Source organism: Psychrobacter sp. Marseille-P5312 (genome assembly GCF_900291405.1).
Classification (GTDB): domain Bacteria; phylum Pseudomonadota; class Gammaproteobacteria; order Pseudomonadales; family Moraxellaceae; genus Psychrobacter; species Psychrobacter celer.
The window spans coordinates 1,012,755-1,035,760 of record NZ_OLML01000001.1 but is presented as its reverse complement, the minus strand read 5'-3'; the positions used below and the strand labels follow the sequence as shown (position 1 = coordinate 1,035,760).

Annotated in this window: 13 protein-coding genes, 2 tRNA genes and 3 rRNA genes; 13 read left to right on the top strand and 5 right to left on the bottom strand. The window is 47.3% G+C overall.

From position 1 onward, the window contains the following. The first annotated feature begins 506 nt into the window (after positions 1–506). From C6W44_RS04470 to C6W44_RS04445, 6 genes are all read left to right on the top strand, one after another. Positions 507–2,046, top strand: a 16S ribosomal RNA gene (locus C6W44_RS04470). A gap of 73 nt (positions 2,047–2,119) precedes the next feature. Beyond that, a tRNA-Ile gene (locus tag C6W44_RS04465) sits at positions 2,120–2,196 on the top strand. An 8-nt stretch (positions 2,197–2,204) separates the two neighbouring features. Continuing rightward, positions 2,205–2,280, top strand: a tRNA-Ala gene (locus tag C6W44_RS04460). 327 nt (positions 2,281–2,607) lie between these two features. Next, positions 2,608–5,464 (top strand): 23S ribosomal RNA (locus C6W44_RS04455). Between the two features lie 123 nt (positions 5,465–5,587). After that, positions 5,588–5,702 (top strand): 5S ribosomal RNA (rrf, locus tag C6W44_RS04450). Together the 16S, 23S and 5S rRNA genes with 2 tRNA genes alongside form the textbook arrangement of a ribosomal RNA operon. A gap of 118 nt (positions 5,703–5,820) precedes the next feature. Next, positions 5,821–6,351 carry a shikimate kinase gene (locus C6W44_RS04445; RefSeq protein ID WP_105244389.1) on the top strand — a complete coding sequence of 177 codons (531 nt, stop codon included), beginning with the start codon at positions 5,821–5,823 and terminating at the stop codon, positions 6,349–6,351. 306 nt (positions 6,352–6,657) lie between these two features. On the opposite strand, the gene C6W44_RS04440 is transcribed toward C6W44_RS04445, so the two are convergent. Continuing rightward, positions 6,658–7,551 (bottom strand): pirin family protein, encoded by an 894-nt coding sequence (locus C6W44_RS04440; protein ID WP_105244388.1) that lies wholly within the window; start codon positions 7,549–7,551, stop codon positions 6,658–6,660. Positions 7,552–7,683: 132 nt separating this feature from the next. Then, positions 7,684–7,944 (bottom strand): DUF1289 domain-containing protein, encoded by a 261-nt coding sequence (locus tag C6W44_RS04435; RefSeq protein WP_105244387.1) that lies wholly within the window; start codon positions 7,942–7,944, stop codon positions 7,684–7,686. Between the two features lie 190 nt (positions 7,945–8,134). Between C6W44_RS04435 and C6W44_RS04430 the strand changes: the two genes are divergently transcribed. The 3 genes from C6W44_RS04430 (at position 8,135) to C6W44_RS04420 (ending at position 11,622) form a co-directional block, all read left to right on the top strand. Then, positions 8,135–8,800 (top strand): YqiA/YcfP family alpha/beta fold hydrolase, encoded by a 666-nt coding sequence (locus C6W44_RS04430; RefSeq protein ID WP_105244386.1) that lies wholly within the window; start codon positions 8,135–8,137, stop codon positions 8,798–8,800. Between the two features lie 110 nt (positions 8,801–8,910). Next, positions 8,911–10,797, top strand: a complete 1,887-nt coding sequence (parE, locus tag C6W44_RS04425) for a DNA topoisomerase IV subunit B (protein WP_105244385.1) — start codon at positions 8,911–8,913, stop codon at positions 10,795–10,797. Positions 10,798–10,926: 129 nt separating this feature from the next. Further along, a complete protein-coding gene (locus C6W44_RS04420; protein WP_105244384.1) occupies positions 10,927–11,622 on the top strand; it encodes a lysophospholipid acyltransferase family protein in 696 nt (231 codons plus the stop codon). A 171-nt stretch (positions 11,623–11,793) separates the two neighbouring features. Here the strand turns inward: C6W44_RS04420 and C6W44_RS04415 are convergent, their stop codons facing one another. Next, positions 11,794–12,576, bottom strand: coding sequence for an SDR family NAD(P)-dependent oxidoreductase (locus C6W44_RS04415; protein ID WP_075102459.1), 783 nt, complete (start codon positions 12,574–12,576; stop codon positions 11,794–11,796). Between the two features lie 297 nt (positions 12,577–12,873). Between C6W44_RS04415 and C6W44_RS04410 the strand changes: the two genes are divergently transcribed. Beyond that, positions 12,874–14,373, top strand: a complete 1,500-nt coding sequence (locus tag C6W44_RS04410) for a hypothetical protein (protein ID WP_105244383.1) — start codon at positions 12,874–12,876, stop codon at positions 14,371–14,373. Positions 14,374–14,508: 135 nt separating this feature from the next. On the opposite strand, the gene C6W44_RS04405 is transcribed toward C6W44_RS04410, so the two are convergent. Then, the gene (locus C6W44_RS04405; RefSeq protein ID WP_105244382.1) at positions 14,509–16,227 is read right to left on the bottom strand and encodes a mechanosensitive ion channel; all 1,719 of its coding nucleotides are present in this window, start codon (positions 16,225–16,227) and stop codon (positions 14,509–14,511) included. Positions 16,228–16,687: 460 nt separating this feature from the next. Between C6W44_RS04405 and C6W44_RS04400 the strand changes: the two genes are divergently transcribed. Further along, positions 16,688–17,419, top strand: a complete 732-nt coding sequence (locus C6W44_RS04400; protein WP_105244381.1) for an FKBP-type peptidyl-prolyl cis-trans isomerase — start codon at positions 16,688–16,690, stop codon at positions 17,417–17,419. 254 nt (positions 17,420–17,673) lie between these two features. Here C6W44_RS04400 and argA read toward each other — a convergent pair whose 3' ends face one another. Further along, the gene (gene argA / locus C6W44_RS04395) at positions 17,674–18,996 is read right to left on the bottom strand and encodes an amino-acid N-acetyltransferase (protein WP_075102463.1); all 1,323 of its coding nucleotides are present in this window, start codon (positions 18,994–18,996) and stop codon (positions 17,674–17,676) included. A gap of 511 nt (positions 18,997–19,507) precedes the next feature. Between argA and C6W44_RS04390 the strand changes: the two genes are divergently transcribed. Both C6W44_RS04390 and recG read left to right on the top strand, forming a co-directional pair. Continuing rightward, positions 19,508–20,095 carry a hypothetical protein gene (locus C6W44_RS04390; protein WP_105244380.1) on the top strand — a complete coding sequence of 196 codons (588 nt, stop codon included), beginning with the start codon at positions 19,508–19,510 and terminating at the stop codon, positions 20,093–20,095. Between the two features lie 426 nt (positions 20,096–20,521). Then, positions 20,522–22,837: an ATP-dependent DNA helicase RecG gene (recG, locus tag C6W44_RS04385; RefSeq protein WP_413772314.1), complete on the top strand. Its 2,316-nt coding sequence runs from the start codon at positions 20,522–20,524 to the stop codon at positions 22,835–22,837. The last annotated feature ends 169 nt before the right edge of the window (positions 22,838–23,006 follow it).

Genomic DNA, 23,006 nt, shown 5'->3' with positions numbered 1-23,006 from the left:
TTATATTTATCAAAATTAATTAAAAAACTTGTCAAAAAGCAGTTGACACCTGTCAGAAATTCTCTATAATACGCACCTCATCAGGATGAGCTAAGCATTACTAGGGTAAATTACATAGTAACAACGCAGCGAACCTTGAGAAACAAATTATAAAAAAGCTTGACAAACCAAATCGTTATGATATGATAGTCGGCTCGCTAATAACGATAAGCACATTGCTTAGTTATTAGATATATAACTCTTTAACTGGACGACAGTGAAGAGACACTATTTAAAAGCACAACTAAAGAACAACTTGTGTGGATTTTTGCTGATACAGAATGCTAAAAAATAAAGTTGGTTTTGACTTCTTTTTGGAGTTAATTCTAACTATAAAAATTATCATTTACTCAGCAGAAAAACTCAAAGTTAATTCATTACGAACATAATTTTAAGCGATTTGCTAGATAAATGAGCCAAGATTAGAAGTCATCTTCCTATTTATAGGTAAAGGCTTCAGATAGATTAAACTGAAGAGTTTGATCATGGCTCAGATTGAACGCTGGCGGCAGGCTTAACACATGCAAGTCGAGCGGAAACGATGGGAGCTTGCTCCCAGGCGTCGAGCGGCGGACGGGTGAGTAACACTTAGGAATCTACCTAGTAGTGGGGGATAGCTCGGGGAAACTCGAATTAATACCGCATACGACCTACGGGAGAAAGGGGGCAGTTTACTGCTCTCGCTATTAGATGAGCCTAAGTCGGATTAGCTAGATGGTGGGGTAAAGGCCTACCATGGCGACGATCTGTAGCTGGTCTGAGAGGATGATCAGCCACACCGGGACTGAGACACGGCCCGGACTCCTACGGGAGGCAGCAGTGGGGAATATTGGACAATGGGGGGAACCCTGATCCAGCCATGCCGCGTGTGTGAAGAAGGCCTTTTGGTTGTAAAGCACTTTAAGCAGTGAAGAAGACCATATGGTTAATACCCATATGCGATGACATTAGCTGCAGAATAAGCACCGGCTAACTCTGTGCCAGCAGCCGCGGTAATACAGAGGGTGCAAGCGTTAATCGGAATTACTGGGCGTAAAGCGAGCGTAGGTGGCTTAATAAGTCAGATGTGAAATCCCCGGGCTTAACCTGGGAACTGCATCTGATACTGTTAAGCTAGAGTAGGTGAGAGGGAAGTAGAATTCCAGGTGTAGCGGTGAAATGCGTAGAGATCTGGAGGAATACCGATGGCGAAGGCAGCTTCCTGGCATCATACTGACACTGAGGCTCGAAAGCGTGGGTAGCAAACAGGATTAGATACCCTGGTAGTCCACGCCGTAAACGATGTCTACTAGTCGTTGGGTCCCTTGAGGACTTAGTGACGCAGCTAACGCAATAAGTAGACCGCCTGGGGAGTACGGCCGCAAGGTTAAAACTCAAATGAATTGACGGGGGCCCGCACAAGCGGTGGAGCATGTGGTTTAATTCGATGCAACGCGAAGAACCTTACCTGGTCTTGACATATCTAGAATCCTGCAGAGATGCGGGAGTGCCTTCGGGAATTAGAATACAGGTGCTGCATGGCTGTCGTCAGCTCGTGTCGTGAGATGTTGGGTTAAGTCCCGCAACGAGCGCAACCCTTGTCCTTAGTTACCAGCGGGTTAAGCCGGGAACTCTAAGGATACTGCCAGTGACAAACTGGAGGAAGGCGGGGACGACGTCAAGTCATCATGGCCCTTACGACCAGGGCTACACACGTGCTACAATGGTAGGTACAGAGGGCAGCTACACAGCGATGTGATGCGAATCTCAAAAAGCCTATCGTAGTCCAGATTGGAGTCTGCAACTCGACTCCATGAAGTAGGAATCGCTAGTAATCGCGGATCAGAATGCCGCGGTGAATACGTTCCCGGGCCTTGTACACACCGCCCGTCACACCATGGGAGTTGATTGCACCAGAAGTGGTTAGCCGAACCTTTTAGGACGGCGATCACCACGGTGTGGTTGATGACTGGGGTGAAGTCGTAACAAGGTAGCCGTAGGGGAACCTGCGGCTGGATCACCTCCTTATAGACAGCATTCGGTCAGCAAGAATTCACAACAAGTTGTTCTTTAGTTTAAGCTTACGTTTTAGGACGTACTAGGGTCTGTAGCTCAGCTGGTTAGAGCACCGTGTTGATAACGCGGGGGTCGGTGGTTCAAGTCCACCTAGACCCACCATTATACATGGGGCCATAGCTCAGTTGGTAGAGCGCCTGCCTTGCACGCAGGAGGTCAACGGTTCGACTCCGTTTGGCTCCACCACTACAACCTCGGTAGCTTAGAGTGCAAATAAATACAATAGGTATTAAATAGAAACAAGTGATTTATCTTTGAACAAAGACACGATTACTTCTTTCTGTTTTATACGGAAATCTATGACTTGACGAGAGCATAGAGACTATTTAAAAACATAGATATGAGTCTGGGTTAGCAATAACATTTCACATGTTATTGCTAACCTGAAGACTAGCCTTTTAACGACATTGTTTGTTATCCCAAGGGCTAGTCTTCAAAGTAAAGAGAACTGAATCAAGCGTAAACATAGGTGATATCGTTATAATTGCTGACAAAGACCCTTTGGGGTTGTATGGTCAAGTAATTAAGCGCACATGGTGGATGCCTTGGCAGTCAGAGGCGATGAAAGACGTGACAGCCTGCGATAAGCTTCGGGGAGGCGGCAATATCCTGTGATCCGGAGATTTCTGAATGGGGAAACCCACTTACCATAAGGTAAGTATCTTGTACTTGTACAAGAAGCGAACGAGGGGAAGTGAAACATCTCAGTACCCTTAGGAATAGACATCAATTGAGATTCCCCTAGTAGCGGCGAGCGAACGGGGAGAAGCCGATTAATGCTAATGTAGAAGAACAGCGTGGGAAAGCTGACCATAGTAGGTGATAGTCCTGTATTCGAAACATTAGCGTTAACATATTAAGTAGAGCGGGGCACGAGAAATCCTGTTTGAAGATGGGGGGACCATCCTCCAAGGCTAAATACTCCTGACTGACCGATAGTGAACCAGTACCGTGAGGGAAAGGCGAAAAGAACCCCTGTGAGGGGAGTGAAATAGAACCTGAAACCGTGTGCGTACAAGCAGTGGGAGCCCACTTGTTGGGTGACCGCGTACCTTTTGTATAATGGGTCAGCGACTTATATTCTGTAGCAAGGTTAACCGTTTAGGGGAGCCGTAGGGAAACCGAGTCTTAATAGGGCGTCTAGTTGCAGGGTATAGACCCGAAACCGAGTGATCTATCCATGAGCAGGTTGAAAGTGCCGTAACAGGCACCGGAGGACCGAACCCACTGTCGTTGAAAAGCCAGGGGATGACTTGTGGATAGGGGTGAAAGGCTAATCAAACTCGGTGATAGCTGGTTCTCCCCGAAAGCTATTTAGGTAGCGCCTCGGACGAACACCATTGGGGGTAGAGCACTGTTTCGGCTAGGGGGTCATACCGACTTACCAAACCGATGCAAACTCCGAATACCGATGAGTGATATCCGGGAGACACACGGTGGGTGCTAACGTCCATCGTGGAGAGGGAAACAACCCAGACCGCCAGCTAAGGCCCCAAATTCCTAGTTAAGTGGGAAACGAGGTGGGAAGGCATAGACAGCTAGGAGGTTGGCTTAGAAGCAGCCATCCTTTAAAGAAAGCGTAATAGCTCACTAGTCGAGTCGGCCCGCGCGGAAGATGTAACGGGGCTCAAACTAGGAGCCGAAGCTGCGGATTTGAATTTGTTTTCAAGTGGTAGGGGAGCGTTGTGTAAGCCTGTGAAGGTGTGTTGTAAAGCATGCTGGAGGTATCACAAGAGCGAATGCTGACGTGAGTAACGATAATGCGAGTGAAAAGCTCGCACGCCGGAAGATCAAGGGTTCCAGTCCAACGTTAATCGGGGCTGGGTGAGTCGACCCCTAAGGCGAGGCCGAAAGGCGTAGTCGATGGGAAATCGGTTAATATTCCGATACTTGTTTATGATGCGATGGAGGGACGGAGAAGGTTATGCCAGCTCAGCGATGGTTGTCTGAGTGGAAGGATGTAGGTTTATAGCTTAGGTAAATCCGGGCTATTTCATACCGAGATCTGATAGCAAGTCCTACTTGTAGGACGAAGTGGCAAATACCATGCTTCCAGGAAAAGCTTCTAAGCGATAGTCATAAACGAATCGTACCCTAAACCGACACAGGTGATCAGGTAGAGAATACCAAGGCGCTTGAGAGAACTCTGCTGAAGGAACTAGGCAAAATGGTACCGTAACTTCGGGAGAAGGTACGCTGCTGATGGTGAAGGACTTGCTCCGTAAGCTATTGGCAGTCGCAGATACCAGGCTGCTGCAACTGTTTATTAAAAACACAGCACTCTGCAAACACGAAAGTGGACGTATAGGGTGTGATGTCTGCCCGGTGCTGGAAGGTTAATTGATGGGCTTAGCGTATGCGAAGGTCTTGATCGAAGCCCCAGTAAACGGCGGCCGTAACTATAACGGTCCTAAGGTAGCGAAATTCCTTGTCGGGTAAGTTCCGACCTGCACGAATGACATAATGATGGCAGCGCTGTCTCCAGCAGAGACTCAGTGAAATCGAAATCGCAGTGAAGATGCTGTGTACCCGCGGCTAGACGGAAAGACCCCGTGAACCTTTACTACAGCTTTACATTGAACTTTGACCTGACTTGTGCAGGATAGGTGGGAGGCTTTGAAACCGAGACGCTAGTCTTGGTGGAGCCATCCTTGAAATACCACCCTGGTCATGTTGGGGTTCTAACTCAGGTATAACAATACCGAGGACAATGTATGGTGGGTAGTTTGACTGGGGCGGTCTCCTCCTAAAGAGTAACGGAGGAGTACGAAGGTGCGCTCAGAACGGTCGGAAATCGTTCATAGAGTATAAAGGCAAAAGCGCGCTTAACTGCGAGACCCACAAGTCGAGCAGGTACGAAAGTAGGTCTTAGTGATCCGGTGGTTCTGTATGGAAGGGCCATCGCTCAACGGATAAAAGGTACTCTGGGGATAACAGGCTGATACCGCCCAAGAGTTCATATCGACGGCGGTGTTTGGCACCTCGATGTCGGCTCATCTCATCCTAGGGCTGAAGCAGGTCCTAAGGGTATGGCTGTTCGCCATTTAAAGAGGTACGCGAGCTGGGTTTAGAACGTCGTGAGACAGTTCGGTCCCTATCTACCGTGGGCGTTGGAAATTTGAGAGGATCTGCTCCTAGTACGAGAGGACCAGAGTGGACGAACCGCTGGTGTTCGGGTTGTCATGCCAATGGCATTGCCCGGTAGCTACGTTCGGATGGGATAACCGCTGAAAGCATCTAAGCGGGAAGCCCACCTCAAGATTAGATTTCCCTAAAGAGCCGTTCAAGACTAGGACGTTGATAGGCAGGGTGTGGAAGCGCAGTGATGCGTGTAGCTAACCTGTACTAATTGCTCGTTTGGCTTGACCATACAACACCCAAGTGGTTTGTATCAAGCATTATATCGATATCACCGTTATCCTTGATTCAGTTAGGATAAGTGATACTTAGTCAAATAAGTAAAACAAACATAGACTCATATCTAACCCCCTTTGCTGACGACAATAGCACGATGGCACCACCTGATCCCTTCCCGAACTCAGAAGTGAAACATCGTTGCGCCAATGGTAGTGTGGCTTCGGCCATGTGAGAGTAGGTCATCGTCAGCTCCCTATTCCTAAAGCCCCCTAACTTAATTGTTAGGGGGCTTTTTTTGCCTATAATTTTCTGTAAAATTCCCCTCCTTCTATATTTTTACTTTATTCGAAGTTTTACGGTAGCGAGCACATGAAAAAAATAAATGTAATTGGCACTAGTGGTAGTGGTAAGTCCACTTTTAGCCGTCTTTTGGCAAATAAATTAGGCTATCCTTATTTGGAAATGGATGCTATATTTTGGAAACCGAATTGGCAAGAATCTACTGAGGACGAGTTTTTCTTAAAGCTGAAACGTTCTCTAGCGCAAGAAACTTGGGTACTTGATGGTAATTATAGCAGGATGACTGAAATAAAATGGTCAAACGTTGACCATGTGATTTGGATAGATTATCCGTTCTCTCGTACGATGTATCAAGCCATAAGACGTGCTTTTATACGCTCGGCTACCAAAACTGAGCTATGGGGTACAGGCAATACTGAGACGTTTGCTAAGTCATTTTTTAGTCGTGATTCAATTATCTTATGGACATTAAAAACGTATAAACGCAAGTGTGTTCGCTACTCGAAGATGCTTCATGATCCTAGATATCGTCATATAAAATTTATCAGACTCACAAGTCCGAAAATGGCAAAGAAATTTATAGAAGAGTTAAACCGATAGCAGTAAGTTCACTCGAACTCATCTCATGTTTCATTCTACGATTACCAATTTTTATGTCAGTTTACTCACTCGAAAAGATGCTAAATGACCTCTCATTTTAAAGGATTAAATGATGTAAGGTGAATGTAAACACCCCATTCTTAACAAAACATCATCGTAGAATAATTAAGCCACCTGCCTGTACTCAGCAGGTGTCATATCATTAAGTGAATCATGGAGTCTTTCGTTATTACAAAAAAAGCCCGTATTAGCGAACTAATACAGGCTTTAACATCTGATAGAGTACTTAACAAACTAGGCTAACCACTAAGCCCCTTCACCAAACTTACCACTTTGAAAATCAGTGACGGCTTGCATGATTTCTTGCTGACTGTTCATGACAAACGGACCGTATTGCACAATCGGCTCGCGTAGTGGGCGACCCGTGATTAAGATCACTTTGGTGTCTTCTTCACTATCTGCTGTAATAGTCACGCCATCGGCATCTTTATCATTTCTTAAGATAGCCATGTTCTTAGTCGGTACTTCTCGACCTTCGATATCTACCGTACCGCGATAGACAAAGGCAAAGGCATTGTGATCGGCTGGAATGGCTTGGCTGAAGCTCGTGCCTGCTGGCATATGGATATCTAAATACATCGGCTGAGTGGTCTCGCGGGTGACTGCACCTTCTATGCCGTGTGATGTACCTGCGATTACCGTAACGTTTACGCCATCTTCAGTTGTGTATTTAGGCAAGTCATCACTTTGGAAATCTTTATACCAAGGGTCATTCATTTTATCTTTGGCAGGTAGATTAAGCCACAGCTGGAAGCCTTCCATCGCGCCGTCTTCTTGTTCCGGTAGCTCTGAATGAATAACACCACTCGCTGCCGTCATCCACTGCACGCCGCCGTTCTGTAATAGCCCTTCGTTGCCTGCGCTATCACGATGACGCATACGGCCTGTAATCATATAAGTAATGGTTTCAAAGCCGCGATGCGGGTGATTGGGGAACCCTGCGACATAATCATCTGGATTGTCACTTTTGAAGTTATCTAGCATCAAGTACGGATCGAGGCGCTGTTGCAACTGCTGCGTCAGTACGCGAGTTAATTTAACACCAGCGCCGTCTTGGGTATCGACCCCAGCAAAAAGCTGCTCGATTTGACGCGATTGGGTCACAGTATCTTTTTTGCTATTTATTAGGCTATTATCCATTGTGCTCTCCTACATTTTTAACGGCTACTCGTATATATTTGAGGATATAGATATATATTTCAATAGCTACTATGTAGTTTTTCTATAATTATAAAAATAATTGTAAAATATTACTTAATTGTTTTGAGCTAATTAAAACAACTCTCCTGTCTCAGCCGCTTCATTAAAATCAAAGCCTAGCTGCTCGTTTTTGCGCTGGCGCATCTGCTCGATACGCTGTCTGCGCCCATTGACCAGTCGTAGTACTTCACGGCGCTGTTCTGTTGTCATATCATGCCATAGCTGACGCTCTGTACGACTACGCAGACAGCCAAAGCAATAGCCTTTTTTATTGCTTTGACAGACACCAATACAGGGATTGGCAATCTCGAACAGTTCAAACTGCTGACTCATGGCAGCTCCATTGCTATTGTCGTTAGTCCTTTTACTTATATCGTCGTATAGTCAGATACTGTTATTATGGCGCAAATACTGAATAATAGTGTGCCGTTTTAGTGTTATTGTTTTGCTTGCGGCAGTGCTATGCTGGATTTTTATTATCGAGATAAAACCATCTTAACAAAACCAATAAGTGAGATGATACGTGAATATTATTTATATCCATGGCTTAGACAGTGATGCCAATTCTATAAAAGGCTCGCTATTAGAGGAGTATTGCCGCCAGTATGATCCCGATATCAAGGTGTTACGCCCCGATCTAAATAAGACGCCAGATCAAGTGTTTGACCAGATGCTGTCGTTAATCGATAGTGTGGCGAGCAAAAACTCTCATGATCAAAACACGGTCTTGGTCGGTAGCTCATTAGGCGGGTATTTTGCTACGTTGCTCAGTAACCATACCGGCTGTCCGGCGCTTTTATTAAACCCTAGTATACAGCCGCATCAGACACTGCAGCGATTTAAGCATAGCACTGAGACTGAGGATGACGGTGCGAAGGACGAGAGTGCGAACGACGAGGCGTCTGAGGTGCTATACACCACTTTGGGTGGTTGGCGCATCACAAATGCTGATTTAAGGTGGTTTGCGTGCCATCAGCTATCGAGTCTTAACTATCCTAAAAAAGTAGTTGCGCTAATCAAAGAGGGTGATGAATTACTTAATAGCAGTCGTTCTGCCAACTTCTATAGGGAGCAAGGAGCGACGGTCAATATGCAAAAAGGCGGTGATCATCGCTTTAGTGATTTTAAAATACAATTGCCCAAAGTAATCGAGGTCATACAGCAACTGGTCAAAGGTCGCTTGGTTTAAAGAGACGACATTATCTGACGTGAGCGACTGAGTATTGACCTTAATGCCGTTATTTTTCGTTATAATGGCTGTATAGAATTTATCGTATATAAACAGTTAAGGATGCATTTGTGAGTCAATATAATGCGCAATCGTTAGAAGTTTTAGAAGGGCTGGAGCCGGTACGCCGTCGTCCCGGGATGTACACCGATACCACCCGTCCCAACCATTTGGCCCAAGAAGTCATCGATAACTCCGTCGATGAAGCGCTGGCAGGGTATGCCAAGACCATCAAAGTACAGCTGCATAGCGACGGCTCGCTATCGGTCGAAGATGATGGCCGCGGTATGCCAACCGATATCCATCCTGAGTTTGGTCAGTCAGGTATTGAGCTAATTTTGACGCGTCTACATGCAGGCGGTAAATTTTCGACCTCCAATTATGAGGTGTCGGGCGGGTTGCACGGTGTCGGTATCTCTGTGGTCAATGCGCTATCAACACGCGTTGAGGTAACGGTATGGCGCGATAGTACGCAGTTTGCGATGGCGTTTGAAAATGGCGCAGCGGTGACGCCGTTGACTAAGTCTGTCAGCTCCAATAAACGCAAACGCGGTACTCGGGTGCAGTTTTGGGCCGATGGCAGTTTTTTTGATACGCCGAAATTTAATGTCAAACAGCTCAAACATAACCTAAAAGCCAAGGCGGTATTGGCCGCTGGTCTGACGATTGAATTTGTCGATGATATCAATGACGAAAAAGTCGTTTGGCAGTTTACCGACGGGGTGGTTGAGTACCTCAGTGAGCAGCTAGATGGACTTGAGACCCTGCCACCTGAGCCATTTTATTATAATCATGAGGCAAAAGACGGCGAGCGCGCGGGTATTACCTTTGCTTTATCGTGGCTGCCTGAGGGTGGTACGCCGATTCAAGAAAGCTATGTCAATTTGATTCCAACCGCGCAAGGTGGCACGCATGTCAATGGCCTACGTACTGGTATCTTAGAGGCGCTGCGCGAGTTTTGCGATATTCATAATCTACTGCCTCGCAATGTGAAGCTGACGGCAGAAGATGTGTGGGATGGGGTCAACTATATCCTATCGCTCAAGTTTTCTGAGCCGCAGTTTTCTGGTCAAACCAAAGAGCGTCTCTCGAGCCGTGAAGCTGCCGGTGCGGTGCAGACCCTCGCAAAAGATGCCTTTAGCCTATGGCTCAATCAGCATGCTGATATAGGCACTCAAATCGCCGAGCTGGCTATTAATAAAGCTGGTCGACGGCTCAAGTCTGCCAAAAAGGTCGCCCGTAAAAAAATCTCCCAAGGGCCTGCGCTACCAGGTAAGCTTGCCGATTGTCGCGGCGATCTGCGTGATGGGGCAGAGCTGTTTTTGGTTGAAGGCGACTCTGCGGGCGGCAGTGCCAAGCAAGCACGCGATCGACATTATCAAGCGATATTGCCGCTGCGTGGTAAAATTCTAAATACATGGGAAGTGTCATCCGATACCGTGCTGTCGAGCCAAGAGATTCATGATATCGCCATCGCTATCGGTGTTGACCCTGCTTCAGATGATCTCTCTGAGCTGCGTTATGACAAGATATGTATCCTCGCCGATGCCGACTCTGATGGCCTACATATTGCCACGCTTATCTGTGCGTTGTTTGTCAAACACTTCCCAGCACTGGTGGATGCCGGGCATTTATTTGTCGCGATGCCGCCGCTGTATCGAGTTGACATTGGTAAAGAGGTGCATTACGCGCTAGATGAGGGCGAGCTTGAGCATATTTTAGCGGGCGTACCGGGGAATAAAAAAGCGCAAATCACTCGCTTTAAGGGACTCGGTGAGATGAGCGCAGAGCAACTGCGTGAGACCACCATGAACCGCGATACGCGGCGTCTGGTGCAGCTAGATATGGATGACATGATACTGACCAATGGCGTGATGGATATGCTACTGGCCAAAAAACGCGCAGCCGATCGCAAGTCGTGGTTAGAGAATAAAGGTAATTTAGCAGACATACCGTGATGTATGTCATCGATCGCTCGCCCATGCGCCAGTGTCTGCCGAGCGCCTATGCAATAAAAGTATAAAAGATAATCTCGCCCGATAAGCTTAATGTTATGATATGGCTATCTTTAATTATATGGTGCCGTCATGACATCAACGTTATTTAATCGTGCTAAATCGGGCCGCTCTGAGTCTGCACGAGTCAAAGCATTACCAAAACTTAGCAAAAAACATCTGGGTGATTTGGTACCAAGACGGGGCAATAAGTTTGCGCCTGTCCTTGCTTCTGCCTTACTCAAAGCAGCTGGCTGGCGTACAGTCGGCGAGGTGCCCAATATCCCACAAGCAGTGGTATTGGCACTGCCTCATACTTCAAATGTCGATGGTATTTATGCCGTTCCAAGCCTATTTGCGCTGGATCTTAAGATCAGTATTTTGGGCAAACATACTTTGTTTAAAGCACCTGTCTTTGCCCAGTTGTTAAATTGGATAGGCGTGATTCCGATTGATCGAGGCAACAAAGGCTCGGTACTACAAGCGAGTATCGATAAGTTTAAAACCGGTCAGCCGCTGTTTTTGGGTTTGGCACCAGAGGGCACGCGCCAGTACACCAAAGGCTGGAAGTCGGGATTTTATTACTTGGCAATGGGTGCGGGCGTGCCTATATTGCCAGTGGCGATGGATTATAAAACCAAAGAGATACGTTTTATGTCGCCCATTTATCCGAGTGGCGATATCGACGCTGATTTGCCAAAAATTTATGCGCAGTATAAAGGGGTGGTGCCCAGACATCCTGAGCGCTTGTCGCAGCCTCTGCAAGACATCAATCGCGCGACAGATTAAGCGCTATAGGTTCTGATACGCCGCACAGGCTTTGAGGTTTTATATATAACCAGCCCCTGATATCTGATGATATCAGGGGCTGTTTTTTATGAGAAAGACAAGAAGCGCTGGCTATTAGCGAGCGAGGTAACAGTAATTATGAGGTTTGATGGTGTTTGATTGATGGCTGGATCAAAACTGCGGCTGGCCGTTTGAGGCACTGACGCCGCCATCGACGGGTAAGTTGACCCCCGTGATCATCGCCGCGTCGTGACTGGCCAAAAAAGTAATGGCGGCGGCAATATCGTTTGGTGTCGCTAAGCGGCCGAGTGGACAGCGCGCCAAAAATTTATCGGTTTTATTGTCGTTGTTTTGAATGGCGCTGCTCATGTCAGTTTTGGTAACGCTGGGATTGACCGCATTGACCCGCACGCCATCTGGCCCATGGTCTAAGGCTAGCGTGCGGGTGAGGTTGGTCACTCCGGCTTTGGCAGCGTTATAAGCGGCCATGTTCCAGTCGCCGCCGACCCCTGAGAGCGAGGAGACATTGACGATGTTGCCCTTGGTCGCAATCAGATGCGGCATGGCGGCTTGCGAGACATAAAACGTACCATTTAGATTGACATCGATGGCAGCTCGCCAGTCTTCGGCTGACAAGTCAGTGATTTTCCCTTGCATGGCTTTGCCAGCGTTATTGACCAAGATATCAATCTGTTCAAACTTATCGACGGCGCGTTTGATCATCTCTTGTACTTGGCTTTGTATGCTGATATCACAAGTGATGGTCAGATAGTTATCGGTATGAATCCACGTACGGTCTTGTGGAAACTCTTTTGCAGTCTCTTCTAAGGTTTCAGCGGTACGACCGACCAAGACGACATTGGCACCTTCTTGGGCAAAACGAATAGCAGTCGCCCGGCCAATACCTGAGCCTGCGCCTGTGACGATGACGGTTTTTTCTTTAAAGCGTTTCATGGTATTCAATCCTTGTTATTATATGACAATCATGGGCGATATGAGCCGAGTACCCTTGAGGTGTCAGATGTGACAGATGCTGAGATGGTAAAAGACCATCAGCTGTATTGAGTCGCGTCTGGCTCATCTCGTCAAATCCCTAAACTATAGAAAAATGCGCATAAGCGCTGCTGTGCTGATATCATCATAACAACTCATTGCGGTGAAAGCGACTGTGTCTCATGACGTTTATGTCGTTTAATTTTTCATAATATTTAGGGCGTGTTGAGCACGCCATAATCATAAAAGGTTGAAACGGTGGCTGATTTGACTGACCTAAATGAGGATCTGGCTTGCTACCTGCAGGGCGCAGCGGCAGGCGTAAGCGTTGGCGATATGCAAGCAGTGACGCGTCAATATAACGCCTACTATGACGCGCGGCAATCCTGTTATCAGCTGTCGCTTGGGCGGTTGCAACGGCTGGATCTGACACTGTATCTACCAAGGCATAGTAGCGCGAAGACTATTAAGTCGGCGCGAACGGCGACGCTAAAGGCGGTGCTGGCATGGCATAAGACTTCTTGCGTCGCGGATAGCAATGACAATCAACATAAGCATGATCGAAACGATAACGGTCAAAGCGATGATCAAAGCAATAATCAAAATCATGACAAGAAAAGCCGCCGCGATGTATTGGTCTTTGATATCGTCTTTTTTGATGAGACAGAGATGAGCGCTGATATACCGACACTCTCACCGAAACAGCGCTTAGCAAATCGCCTGACGCATCATTTTGATACTGCTTATTTTATGGAAGATTTGGTCATCGATATGAGTGGTGAGCCGCGGCCGCTACAAATCTTTAGTCGCGCTGACTGGCAGGAGCTGTCATCAACGCTACAGACGCCTTGTGAGCTATGGCGGTTTGTGTGCCATCATTTACAGCAGCTCCAGCAGTCACTTAGCGATCAGCGCGCACATTTTGAGAAGGTGGCAGATTTGGTCACTCAGTTTTTGTACAGCCCGTCTGTATTTACTCATGCCATCACCATTGATAATGCCCTTATAAAGGCGGGCGTGCAAGATGCGCCCAATGCGGCGTTGATTGCCATGACACTGGCGCACAAAAATCAAAGTGCGACAGCGCAGATGTATCAGCAGCACATGGCACAAGCTGCCACACTATGGTCACAGCTAAGCGGCCAGATGATAGCGATGTGCCGTGATGAGCGACTGAAAAATAGTGCCCAAATGTCCTCAGAGGTTGATTTTTTATATTGGCAGCAGCAGCTACTCGACGAGTCATTGTTTTCTCGTCATGAGCTGGTACGCACTTTATACCGACATCTAAAGCAACCAGACAGCCTAAAAAGCGCCGGTTACGTGGTACATCAGCACTCGTATGAGAGTCTGGGTCGGCATTATGTGCTGATATTTTATGGCCAAAATCAGGAAGGGCAGCATAGCAAACAAGCCATTCAGCCAAACTTGGCAAAAATTGCTCAAGATGTGGCCACGCGCTTACCGATAGCAGCGCTGCATCATGTCATTATCTTGGGGGTGGAATTTATCAATGAAGGGCAAGAAACCTTTATCGATATCGATTTGTGGATCCAACCCGTTGCGACCATGACCCAGCGTGAGCGCCAACTCACCAAACAGATACAACAGCTGCAACAGCAAAAAGTGCCAAAACCAAAACTGTCACAACAAAAAATGCCAATGGCAGGCACTTCTGCGGATAACGACCGTCCAGCAGAAGCCCTGCCGCAAGTTCGCTTGAACCTCACCATTCCTGCTCGTAAAAGTAATAAATAGCACTATTGATAGCGACTGATAGGTATAAAACACACATTTATGCCCACAAAAAAAGACAGCCTAAGCTGTCTTTTTTGGTTTGAGCGAGCATAAAACTGATGAATTTATCTCAAGAACACATACTTCGAGAGCAAATTATTTATTATTGATATCGTCGTTTAGACCGCTACCTGGTAGCAAGTTGTTATTGTCGATATCTGCATCAGTGATACTACCATCGGTAACATCGTTATCGATATCAGCGGTGTCGATAGCGTCGGTATCGACGCGAGTGGTATCGACGACATCAGTGTGAGTTTCAGTGCTCTTCGTTGCCGCTGATGGGGTGTTTTCGCGGACAGAGTCAGCAAACTTCTCACGAGTTGATGCGCTCGGCTGTAGCGTAGACTTGGCTTTGGCTTCCTCTTGCTCCTTGTCCATTTTGTCCTGCATCTTACGTAAGAAGCGAGCAGCTGCTTCTTGACCACCAAGACCGAACGAGAGAGCAAAGGCCACGGCAACTGCGCCTAGTGTCAGACCAAAGGCTAGGTTGACGATAGAATCAGCAATGCCCATCGCTTTTAGACCCATAGCAAGTACGAGACCCATGATTAAGACGCGCACGATGTTTGCTAAGAACTGTGAGCCTTGCTCAGAGCGCTCCACCACACCAGCGATGATGTTGGCAAGCCAAAAGCCGATGAACAGAATAATCGCGCCCAAGATAATATTGGCACCAAAGGCGATAAACATCGCAATGATGGCTGAGATTGGCTCAAAGCCTAATAAATCCGCGGCAGCGATAGCGGCAAACAGCATGGCAAAAAAGACAATGGCATAGCCGACAAGATCAGAGACTTTCTTATCACCCATGGTTTCTTGTAGGCCAACCTTGGCAGGTATCTGATTGATCTCTGTGTTTTCAATCAAACCTTTGATGATATTGGCAACCATACGCACCACATAAAACGTCACCACTAAGATAGCTGCTGCCATAAAGATGTTTGGCAACGCTTCCATGATTTTGTTTAGCATATTGGTCGCTGGGCGCGCAATTACTTCGATTTTTAAAGCGTTTAAGGCCGCGATAATCGTCGGGATAATCACCACTAAAAACGCCAAAGACCCTGCAATATTCGGCAGGCTGTTTTTTTCGCTTAAGCCAGCTTTTGAGGCCAGCTCTTGTATATTAAAGGTAGATACAAGATTGGTGACGATACCGCGCACCACTTTTGCAATGATGTAGCCGACGACAAACACCACGCCAGCAATGACGATGTTAGGGATAAAGCTAAAGATTTTATCAACCATGTTGGTCAATGGCGCAAACAAACCATCAAGCTCTAATTGACCGAGTACCATGGTCAATACCACCAATAAGATGAACCAATAAACCATATCGGCTATCGTACTGCTCATGGGTTTTACGCCTGCTTGTGCGCTTAGGCGCTCATCCATCGAGGTTTTAGCAAGGGCGGCATTGATAGCGGTACGTGCCACAGTGGCGATGACCCAACCGATCACCCCAACAGCGATAGCGCCAATCAGATTAGGGATAAAGGCCAGCACTTGATTGACCATATTGGCAAACGGCGTCGAAATGGAGTTCAGATTCAATTGGTTCAACGCTCCAGAAATGGCGATGATAAAGATAAACCAAAATACGATTTTAGAGATGATGCCTTCTAAATCGTAGGTTTTGCCAGTTGAAGAATTCATGCGTTGGTTGAGATTCACCTTAGACAATACATTGCGAACCAAAGCCGCGATACCCAGTGCGACAAGCCAACCAATAATAAATATCAAAATAGCCCCAATGATGGAACCAATAGGCCCACCCAGATAACCGTTAAAAGACGCATACATTGGATTCATCTTATCCTCCTTTAATCATCATATAAAAGCCGCCAAACGATAGGCTAGGTACTGCTATCAGCGAGCGAAACCAACATAGATGGTTATGATAAATAGTTTTTTTAAGTCAGTTATACGGCGATATTATAATTTTTAAGTGTAAAAATTCATCGAAAAAACATCGGCTTACCTTGTACCAACTGCTGTACTACCAATGTCGCATCATCCATGATAAAGAGTTACACTCGGTTACTTATCACCTCAACTCATTCAGCTTAGCTGATGTATTAGGGGATTTAAAGATAGAAAGCTTAACGTGTTACTGTATTTGTGTGATAACTTGTTATCGTGACAGGAAATATTAACACAGACTGTACATTCGCCCGATAATTTTTTGCCAAACATGGCTCCTAAAACCAAGATTTGCTATCATAGGAACATGTGACATCTTGCCACTATTCTTACAATTTGAGAGTACTTTATGAAAAAAATCACTACCTTAAGCGTTGGTGCACTTGCTAGCGCTATGTTGTTAGTTACAGGCTGTAGCACCAATAACGGCAATCAAGAAACCGCGGCGCAAAGCATCTCAATCACTGAGCAAAGCTCGGTGAACGAAAAAGTAGGCTATAGCTTGGGTTATATGATGGCCGAAGGTAACAAAGAAGCGGTCGGTGATCTAAATCTTGATACTTTTGAGCAAGGCTTTCGCGATGGCTATGAAGGCAACGACTCAGCACTGACCCAAGAGCAGATGCAACAAGTCTTGATGGATTATCAAAAAGAGCAAGAAGAAAAGTTTGTTAAAGACATGGAAGCCAAAGCCACAGAAAACAAAGCGGCAGGCGAAGCCTTTTTAGCAGAAAACGCTAAGAAAGAAGGCGTAAAAGAAACCTCTTCTGGTCTGCAGTACAAGGTCATCAAAGCAGGTACAGGCAAATCACCAAAAGCCACCGATGTGGTCGAAGTCAATTACGAAGGTAAGCTGATCGACGGTACAGTATTTGATAGCTCATACGAGCGCGGCGAGCCAATTGAATTCCCACTCAATCAAGTCATCGCAGGCTGGACAGAAGGTCTGCAGCTGATGAAAGAGGGCGGAAAATACGAGTTTTATATCCCATCAGACATCGCGTATGGTGAAGCGGGCAACGCGGGTATCGAGCCAAACAGCACGCTTATCTTTACGGTTGAGCTATTAAACGTAAAATAACGCATTAGGGGCATTCATTGCTTTTAGTGTTATGTTTGACATTGATAGGCTGATACCTGTGTGAGATTGTCTCTAGTAGGTGTCATTTATAAGGCATTACTTATAAAGTGCCATTTGTAAAGCGACATTGATAAAGTATAGTCAGTTCGCTATAAAAAATTGTCCTATCGCTTTTTAGTATTGATAAAAAAGCCCTCGTTTATAAATGAGGGCTTTTTTGGTTTGGCGTAGCGGTTGACTAAAGCCTGCCTAGATTATAAGGTTTTTTGAAAGACTTTAGAGTTACGACCGTTGTTGTACTTTTCGCGGCGCGCAGCAGGCAGAGCGCTGGCATCGACTTCGGCAAAACCGTGCTCGACAAACCAATGGGCGGTGCGAGTCGTTAAGACAAAGAGCTTGTGTAGGCCATGGCTACGTGCTTGCTGCTCGATAAACGCCAGCAAATCATTGCCGCGGCTGCCGTTACGGTATTCGGCATGGACGGCGACGCAAGCGACCTCTGCTGAGTCGTCATCGAGTGGGTATAAAGCGGCGCAGCCTAGAATCATGCCATCACGCTCGATGACGCTGTAGTTGTCGATTTCTTGCTCGAGGCGCTCACGCGAGCGAGCCACCAAGATACCTTGCTCCTCAAGTGGCGTCAAAAGCTCGAGCAGGCCGACCACGTCATCGATGTTGGCGTGGCGGATTTCTTCATAAGGGTCGTGGCTGATTAGGGTGCCAGAGCCATCACGGGTGAACAGCTCTTCGAGGAGTGCGCCGTTTTTGGCGTATGAGATGATGTGCGTGCGATGGACACCTTGACGGCAAGCCACACTGGCACAGTGTAAGAAATAATTGATCTCACAGTTTAGGTCACGGTCGCGTAAGAAGCGATCGACTTCGTTTGGAATCATCTCGCGTAGCAAGCGATCATTGTCATTGATGCCGGCTTCTTCTCCTAAGAAAATAAGCTTATCGGCACCCAAGCTCACTGCGGTGCTAAGCGCCACGTCTTCGGCGAGCAAATTAAACACTTCGCCTGTTGCTGAGTAGCCCATCGAGCCCAATATCACGATATGGTCGTGGAGCAGATTGTTTTTGATGGCTTCGACGTCGATCGAGCGTACTTCGCCTGTCATTTGGTAGTCGACGCCATCACGGACGCCATAAGGCCGCGCTGTGACGAAGTTGCCAGAAATCGCATCGATACGAGAGCCGTACATGGGCGAGTTGGCCAAGCCCATCGATAGCTGCGCTTCGATCTGTAGGCGGATGGCACCGACCGCCTGTAAGATGGCAGGCATCGCTTCTCGCGGCGTGACACGAATATCTTGATGCAGGGGCGAGGTGATGGCAGCGTCTTTTAAGTTTTTTTCGATTTGTGGCCTAGAGCCATGCACCAGCACCAGCTTGATACCTAAGCTATGAAGTAAGGCAAAGTCATGGATTAGAGTGCTAAAATTTGGATGGTTGACCGCTTCACCACCAAACATAATCACGAACGTTTTGCCGCGATGCGTATTGATGTAAGGGGCTGAGTTGCGAAACCAATGAACGTATTCAGGATTGATCTGTGGCATGGCGCTAGTAGTCATAATAGGGGCAGTAGTGGTTAGAATAAAAAAGGCGCGGCAAATAAGCCGATTGCTAAAGAATTACCATAGCAAAAAACGCCGTTATGAGCCATCTTTTATTTCAGTGGTGTTTATCATTTTCAGAGCTGATGCACTATATACACAACCGCAACACGGGGCTTATGTACACCCATAGGGTTTTTGCTATGCTAAACGCTATTGCTTTACAGACCGCGAACGAAGATAATCAAGAAAAATAAATGCCGCCTTTGGCATGCAACTATAGTAGATTCAATTTAAAAATGTTATAGCGCTACTGGTATAAATTGTCCTTGCGTGCTGTATACACAGAGGCTGCGAAAAATTCATCCTAGTAGCGCTTTGGAACTTATGACAGCTTTGTTTTGAACTGACTATATACTGCCCAATGCCGGAGAGCCACGCGCGCATCAATAGATGAGCGAGCGTCATGCCGATAGTGAAGCGGTAGCGCGGCGTTTTATCGATATATCAACGAGGGATAATAAATACCATGAAAAAAACCAACCACTTTGCCAATCCATTTAGCGCATGGAGCGGACATCGCTTATTTCACGTTGTTGCTGGTACGCTTATCGGCGCAATGGTCGTCACGCAAGCCTCTGCCATGTTGCCAACGCCAGAGCAGACGGTAGACGCTTCAGCTGCGGTACAAACGAGTACTAGCAACGCCGGTAACTCAAGCGCTCAAGCAGTCACTAGTAAAATCACCGCCTCTTTGGTCAGTGTCGATGCCAATGGCGAAGAAGTGCTGGTACCAGTCAATGCCAACACCCGTCTGCAGTCAGGAAACGTGCTGGAGTATCAAGGGTACTTTACCAATACCAACGCTGACCGCGTGCGTAAGATGACCGTGACCATGACCATACCTGAGCAGGTCGAGCTGTTGCGTACCGTAGCACCTGATTTTCCATACGGCAGCGTCGATGGTAACACCTTTGCTCGCATGCCGCTGCGTACTCGCGTAGACAATCAGCTGGTCGATGTCGATCTCAAGCATTACAAAGCCGTACGCTGGGATTTGCAGGGCGTCGGTCTCAATGACACCGTGGCAGTAAAATACCGCGCACGCGTCAAGTAGCCTCGTAGCCAGCGATGATGATATGACTGCTCGTTAAGTCATGGCATCACATTATTTATATAGTCATTTTTATAGTGTATTAACTATAGATAAATGAATAAAAAGCACTGCAATGTATCAATTGTGGTGCTTTTATCGTATTAGGCATCTTTGCAGCACGTGCGCACGACACGCCCTATTCCGTTCAAAATAAAGTGGTTATCTGTTTAAGCACGCGACTGAATCGAAGGTACGCAGTACGCAAGTAAAGTTTATATCAGGAACGCTATGTCATTGTTAGAGGGGGTCGACTGCTAGATACCGTGTTATCAAATCGCTTGGCATAATCGATGGTGTTGTCAGTTATAATAAAATCAGCCAGTGATTTATAGTGTGATGATAATACTTGCTTTTGTCGATGGAAATAAAAAATTGTTAGGATCTTCGATGACCACATCCACCAATCAGTCCCTCAGTCATTTTACCGCACCTACACGGCCAGCAGGCGCAGTCTCGCCATTAGATATGCCAGTGACAGCGCTGGCGGGTGTTGGGACAAAGGTCGCTGCGCAGTTGGCGCAGTTGAATATCAAGCGGATATTTGATCTGCTGCTCCACCTGCCGCGTGATTATGAAGATCGTAGCCGCTTGGTGGCCATCGCTGATGTGGAGCACGGGCAAGCAGCGTTGATTACGGGACGTGTGGTACATGTCGATACCAAACGAAATGGCATGACCGTCATTGTCGATGACGATACGGGCACGATTTCTCTGCGATTTTTTAAGATCTATCGTGGTCTTGTTCAGACCATGAATGTAGGTACGCGGCTGCAACTGTTTGGTGAAGTCAAAGTCAGCCGCTATGGCAAGCAGATGCACCATCCTGAATATCAGGTACTAACTGATAGTACTGCCATCACCAATACCGGCCTGCAACCCATTTATCCTACTGTCAAAGGCCTGCATCAAAACAAATTGCGCACCTTGATCAAGCTGGCACTCCAGACGGTGCGCAGCCAAGGTCTGCCGATGACGCTATTTACGCCAGCGGATTTTGCGGTGGTGGCAGATTTGCCATTGGTGCCTTTTGTGCCAAAACCAGCAGTGACCGCAGAGCTGGACTATCCAGATGATATATTTTCAACGCTTGCGCGGCGTGTGCCAGATCATACTCTAGCTCATGGTGCCGATGAGTCCAGCAGCGCTGCTAGTACGGCCAATAATAATGTCTATAACTTGACGATATTTGAAGCATTGGTCCTGCTGCATACCCCGCCCACTTATACCGATGCCAGACAGCAATATCAGCTGCTGACTCAGCTCAGCGCTCGTAGCCACGCGGCGTGTCAGCGCCTTATCATTGAGGAGTTGACCGCCCATCAGTTAAGCTTGCTATATCGTCGCCAGCAGTTGCATCAGTACAAAGCGCCCAAATGTGCCACTCATAGCCCTTTGGCTAACAAGCTGTTTGCCGCGTTGCCGTTTGATTTGACCGGTGCGCAGCGGCGCGTGCTCACAGACATTACCACAGATATGGTAACGTCGATCCCCATGCTCAGACTGGTGCAGGGCGATGTGGGCGCTGGCAAGACATTGGTTGCTGCAGGCGCGGCGGGCTATGCGCTCGATAGTGGCTGGCAGGTGGCCGTCATGGCACCGACCGAGATTTTAGCAGAGCAGCATCTGTTAAATTTTAAACAGTGGTTTGAGCCATTAGGCATCGGTGTGGGCTGGCTGGCGGGCAAGCAAACCGCCAAGCAGCGCCGCGAAGCGCTAGAGGCAGTAAGTGAAAACACCGTGCAAGTGGTGGTCGGTACTCATGCGCTGTTTCAGGAGCAAGTGCAATTTGCCAAATTGGGCTTGGTCATTATCGATGAGCAGCATCGTTTCGGCGTCGAGCAGCGCATGGCGCTCACTAATAAAGGCGTGGCAGGCAGTACGCCGCATCAGCTGATCATGACCGCGACTCCTATTCCGCGTACGCTGGCGATGAGTGTCTATGGTGATATGGATACCTCTATTATTGATGAGCTACCACCGGGACGCACGCCCATCACCACCGTGACGATTGACCGTAATCGCCGTGATGAAGTGATTGAGCGTATTGCGGTGAACTGTGCTGCAGGGAGGCAGGCGTATTGGGTATGCTCGTTGGTAGAGGAGTCGAGCGTGCTTGATGCGCAAGCGGCAGAAGCGACGTTTGAGGATTTAAGTGCACGCTTAGATATTCGTATCGGGCTGGTGCATGGCAAAATGAAAGCTGCTGATAAGCAAGCCATCATGCAGGAGTTTAAAGCAGGCAATCTTGATTTATTGATTGCCACCACTGTCATCGAAGTCGGCGTCGATGTGCCCAATGCCTCGCTGATGGTCATCGAAAACGCCGAACGTCTGGGACTATCGCAGCTGCATCAGTTGCGCGGCCGCGTTGGACGTGGCTCAACCAAGAGTTTCTGCGTTCTACTTTATCAAAAGCCTTTATCAGAGACGGGCACTGAGCGGCTAAATGTGCTGCGAGATAGCACTGATGGTTTTGTCATTGCCCAAAAAGACTTGGAGCTGCGCGGACCAGGCGAGCTGCTGGGCAAACGACAAACAGGCAATGTCGGCTATTATTTGGCTGATTTGATTCGCGATGAGCAGTTATTTGCTATTGCGCAGCGCTTGGCCAAGCATCTGATTGCAGATCCCGCGCGTAAAGCTGACGTCAGCCAATTAATACACCGCTGGATGCCTGAGGCCAGCCGTTATACCAATGCTTGAGCTGCTTGAGTTGCCTGAAGCGTTTTAAGCTGAGGACTTTACAGCTGAAGGCTTTAAGACAGCGGGTAATAAGAGAATAACAAAATTATATTATTCTTAATGGTTTTATAAATTACTATACTAAAAAACAGTAGGTTATGAGTAAATAGCGCAATTATCATTGCTCGCC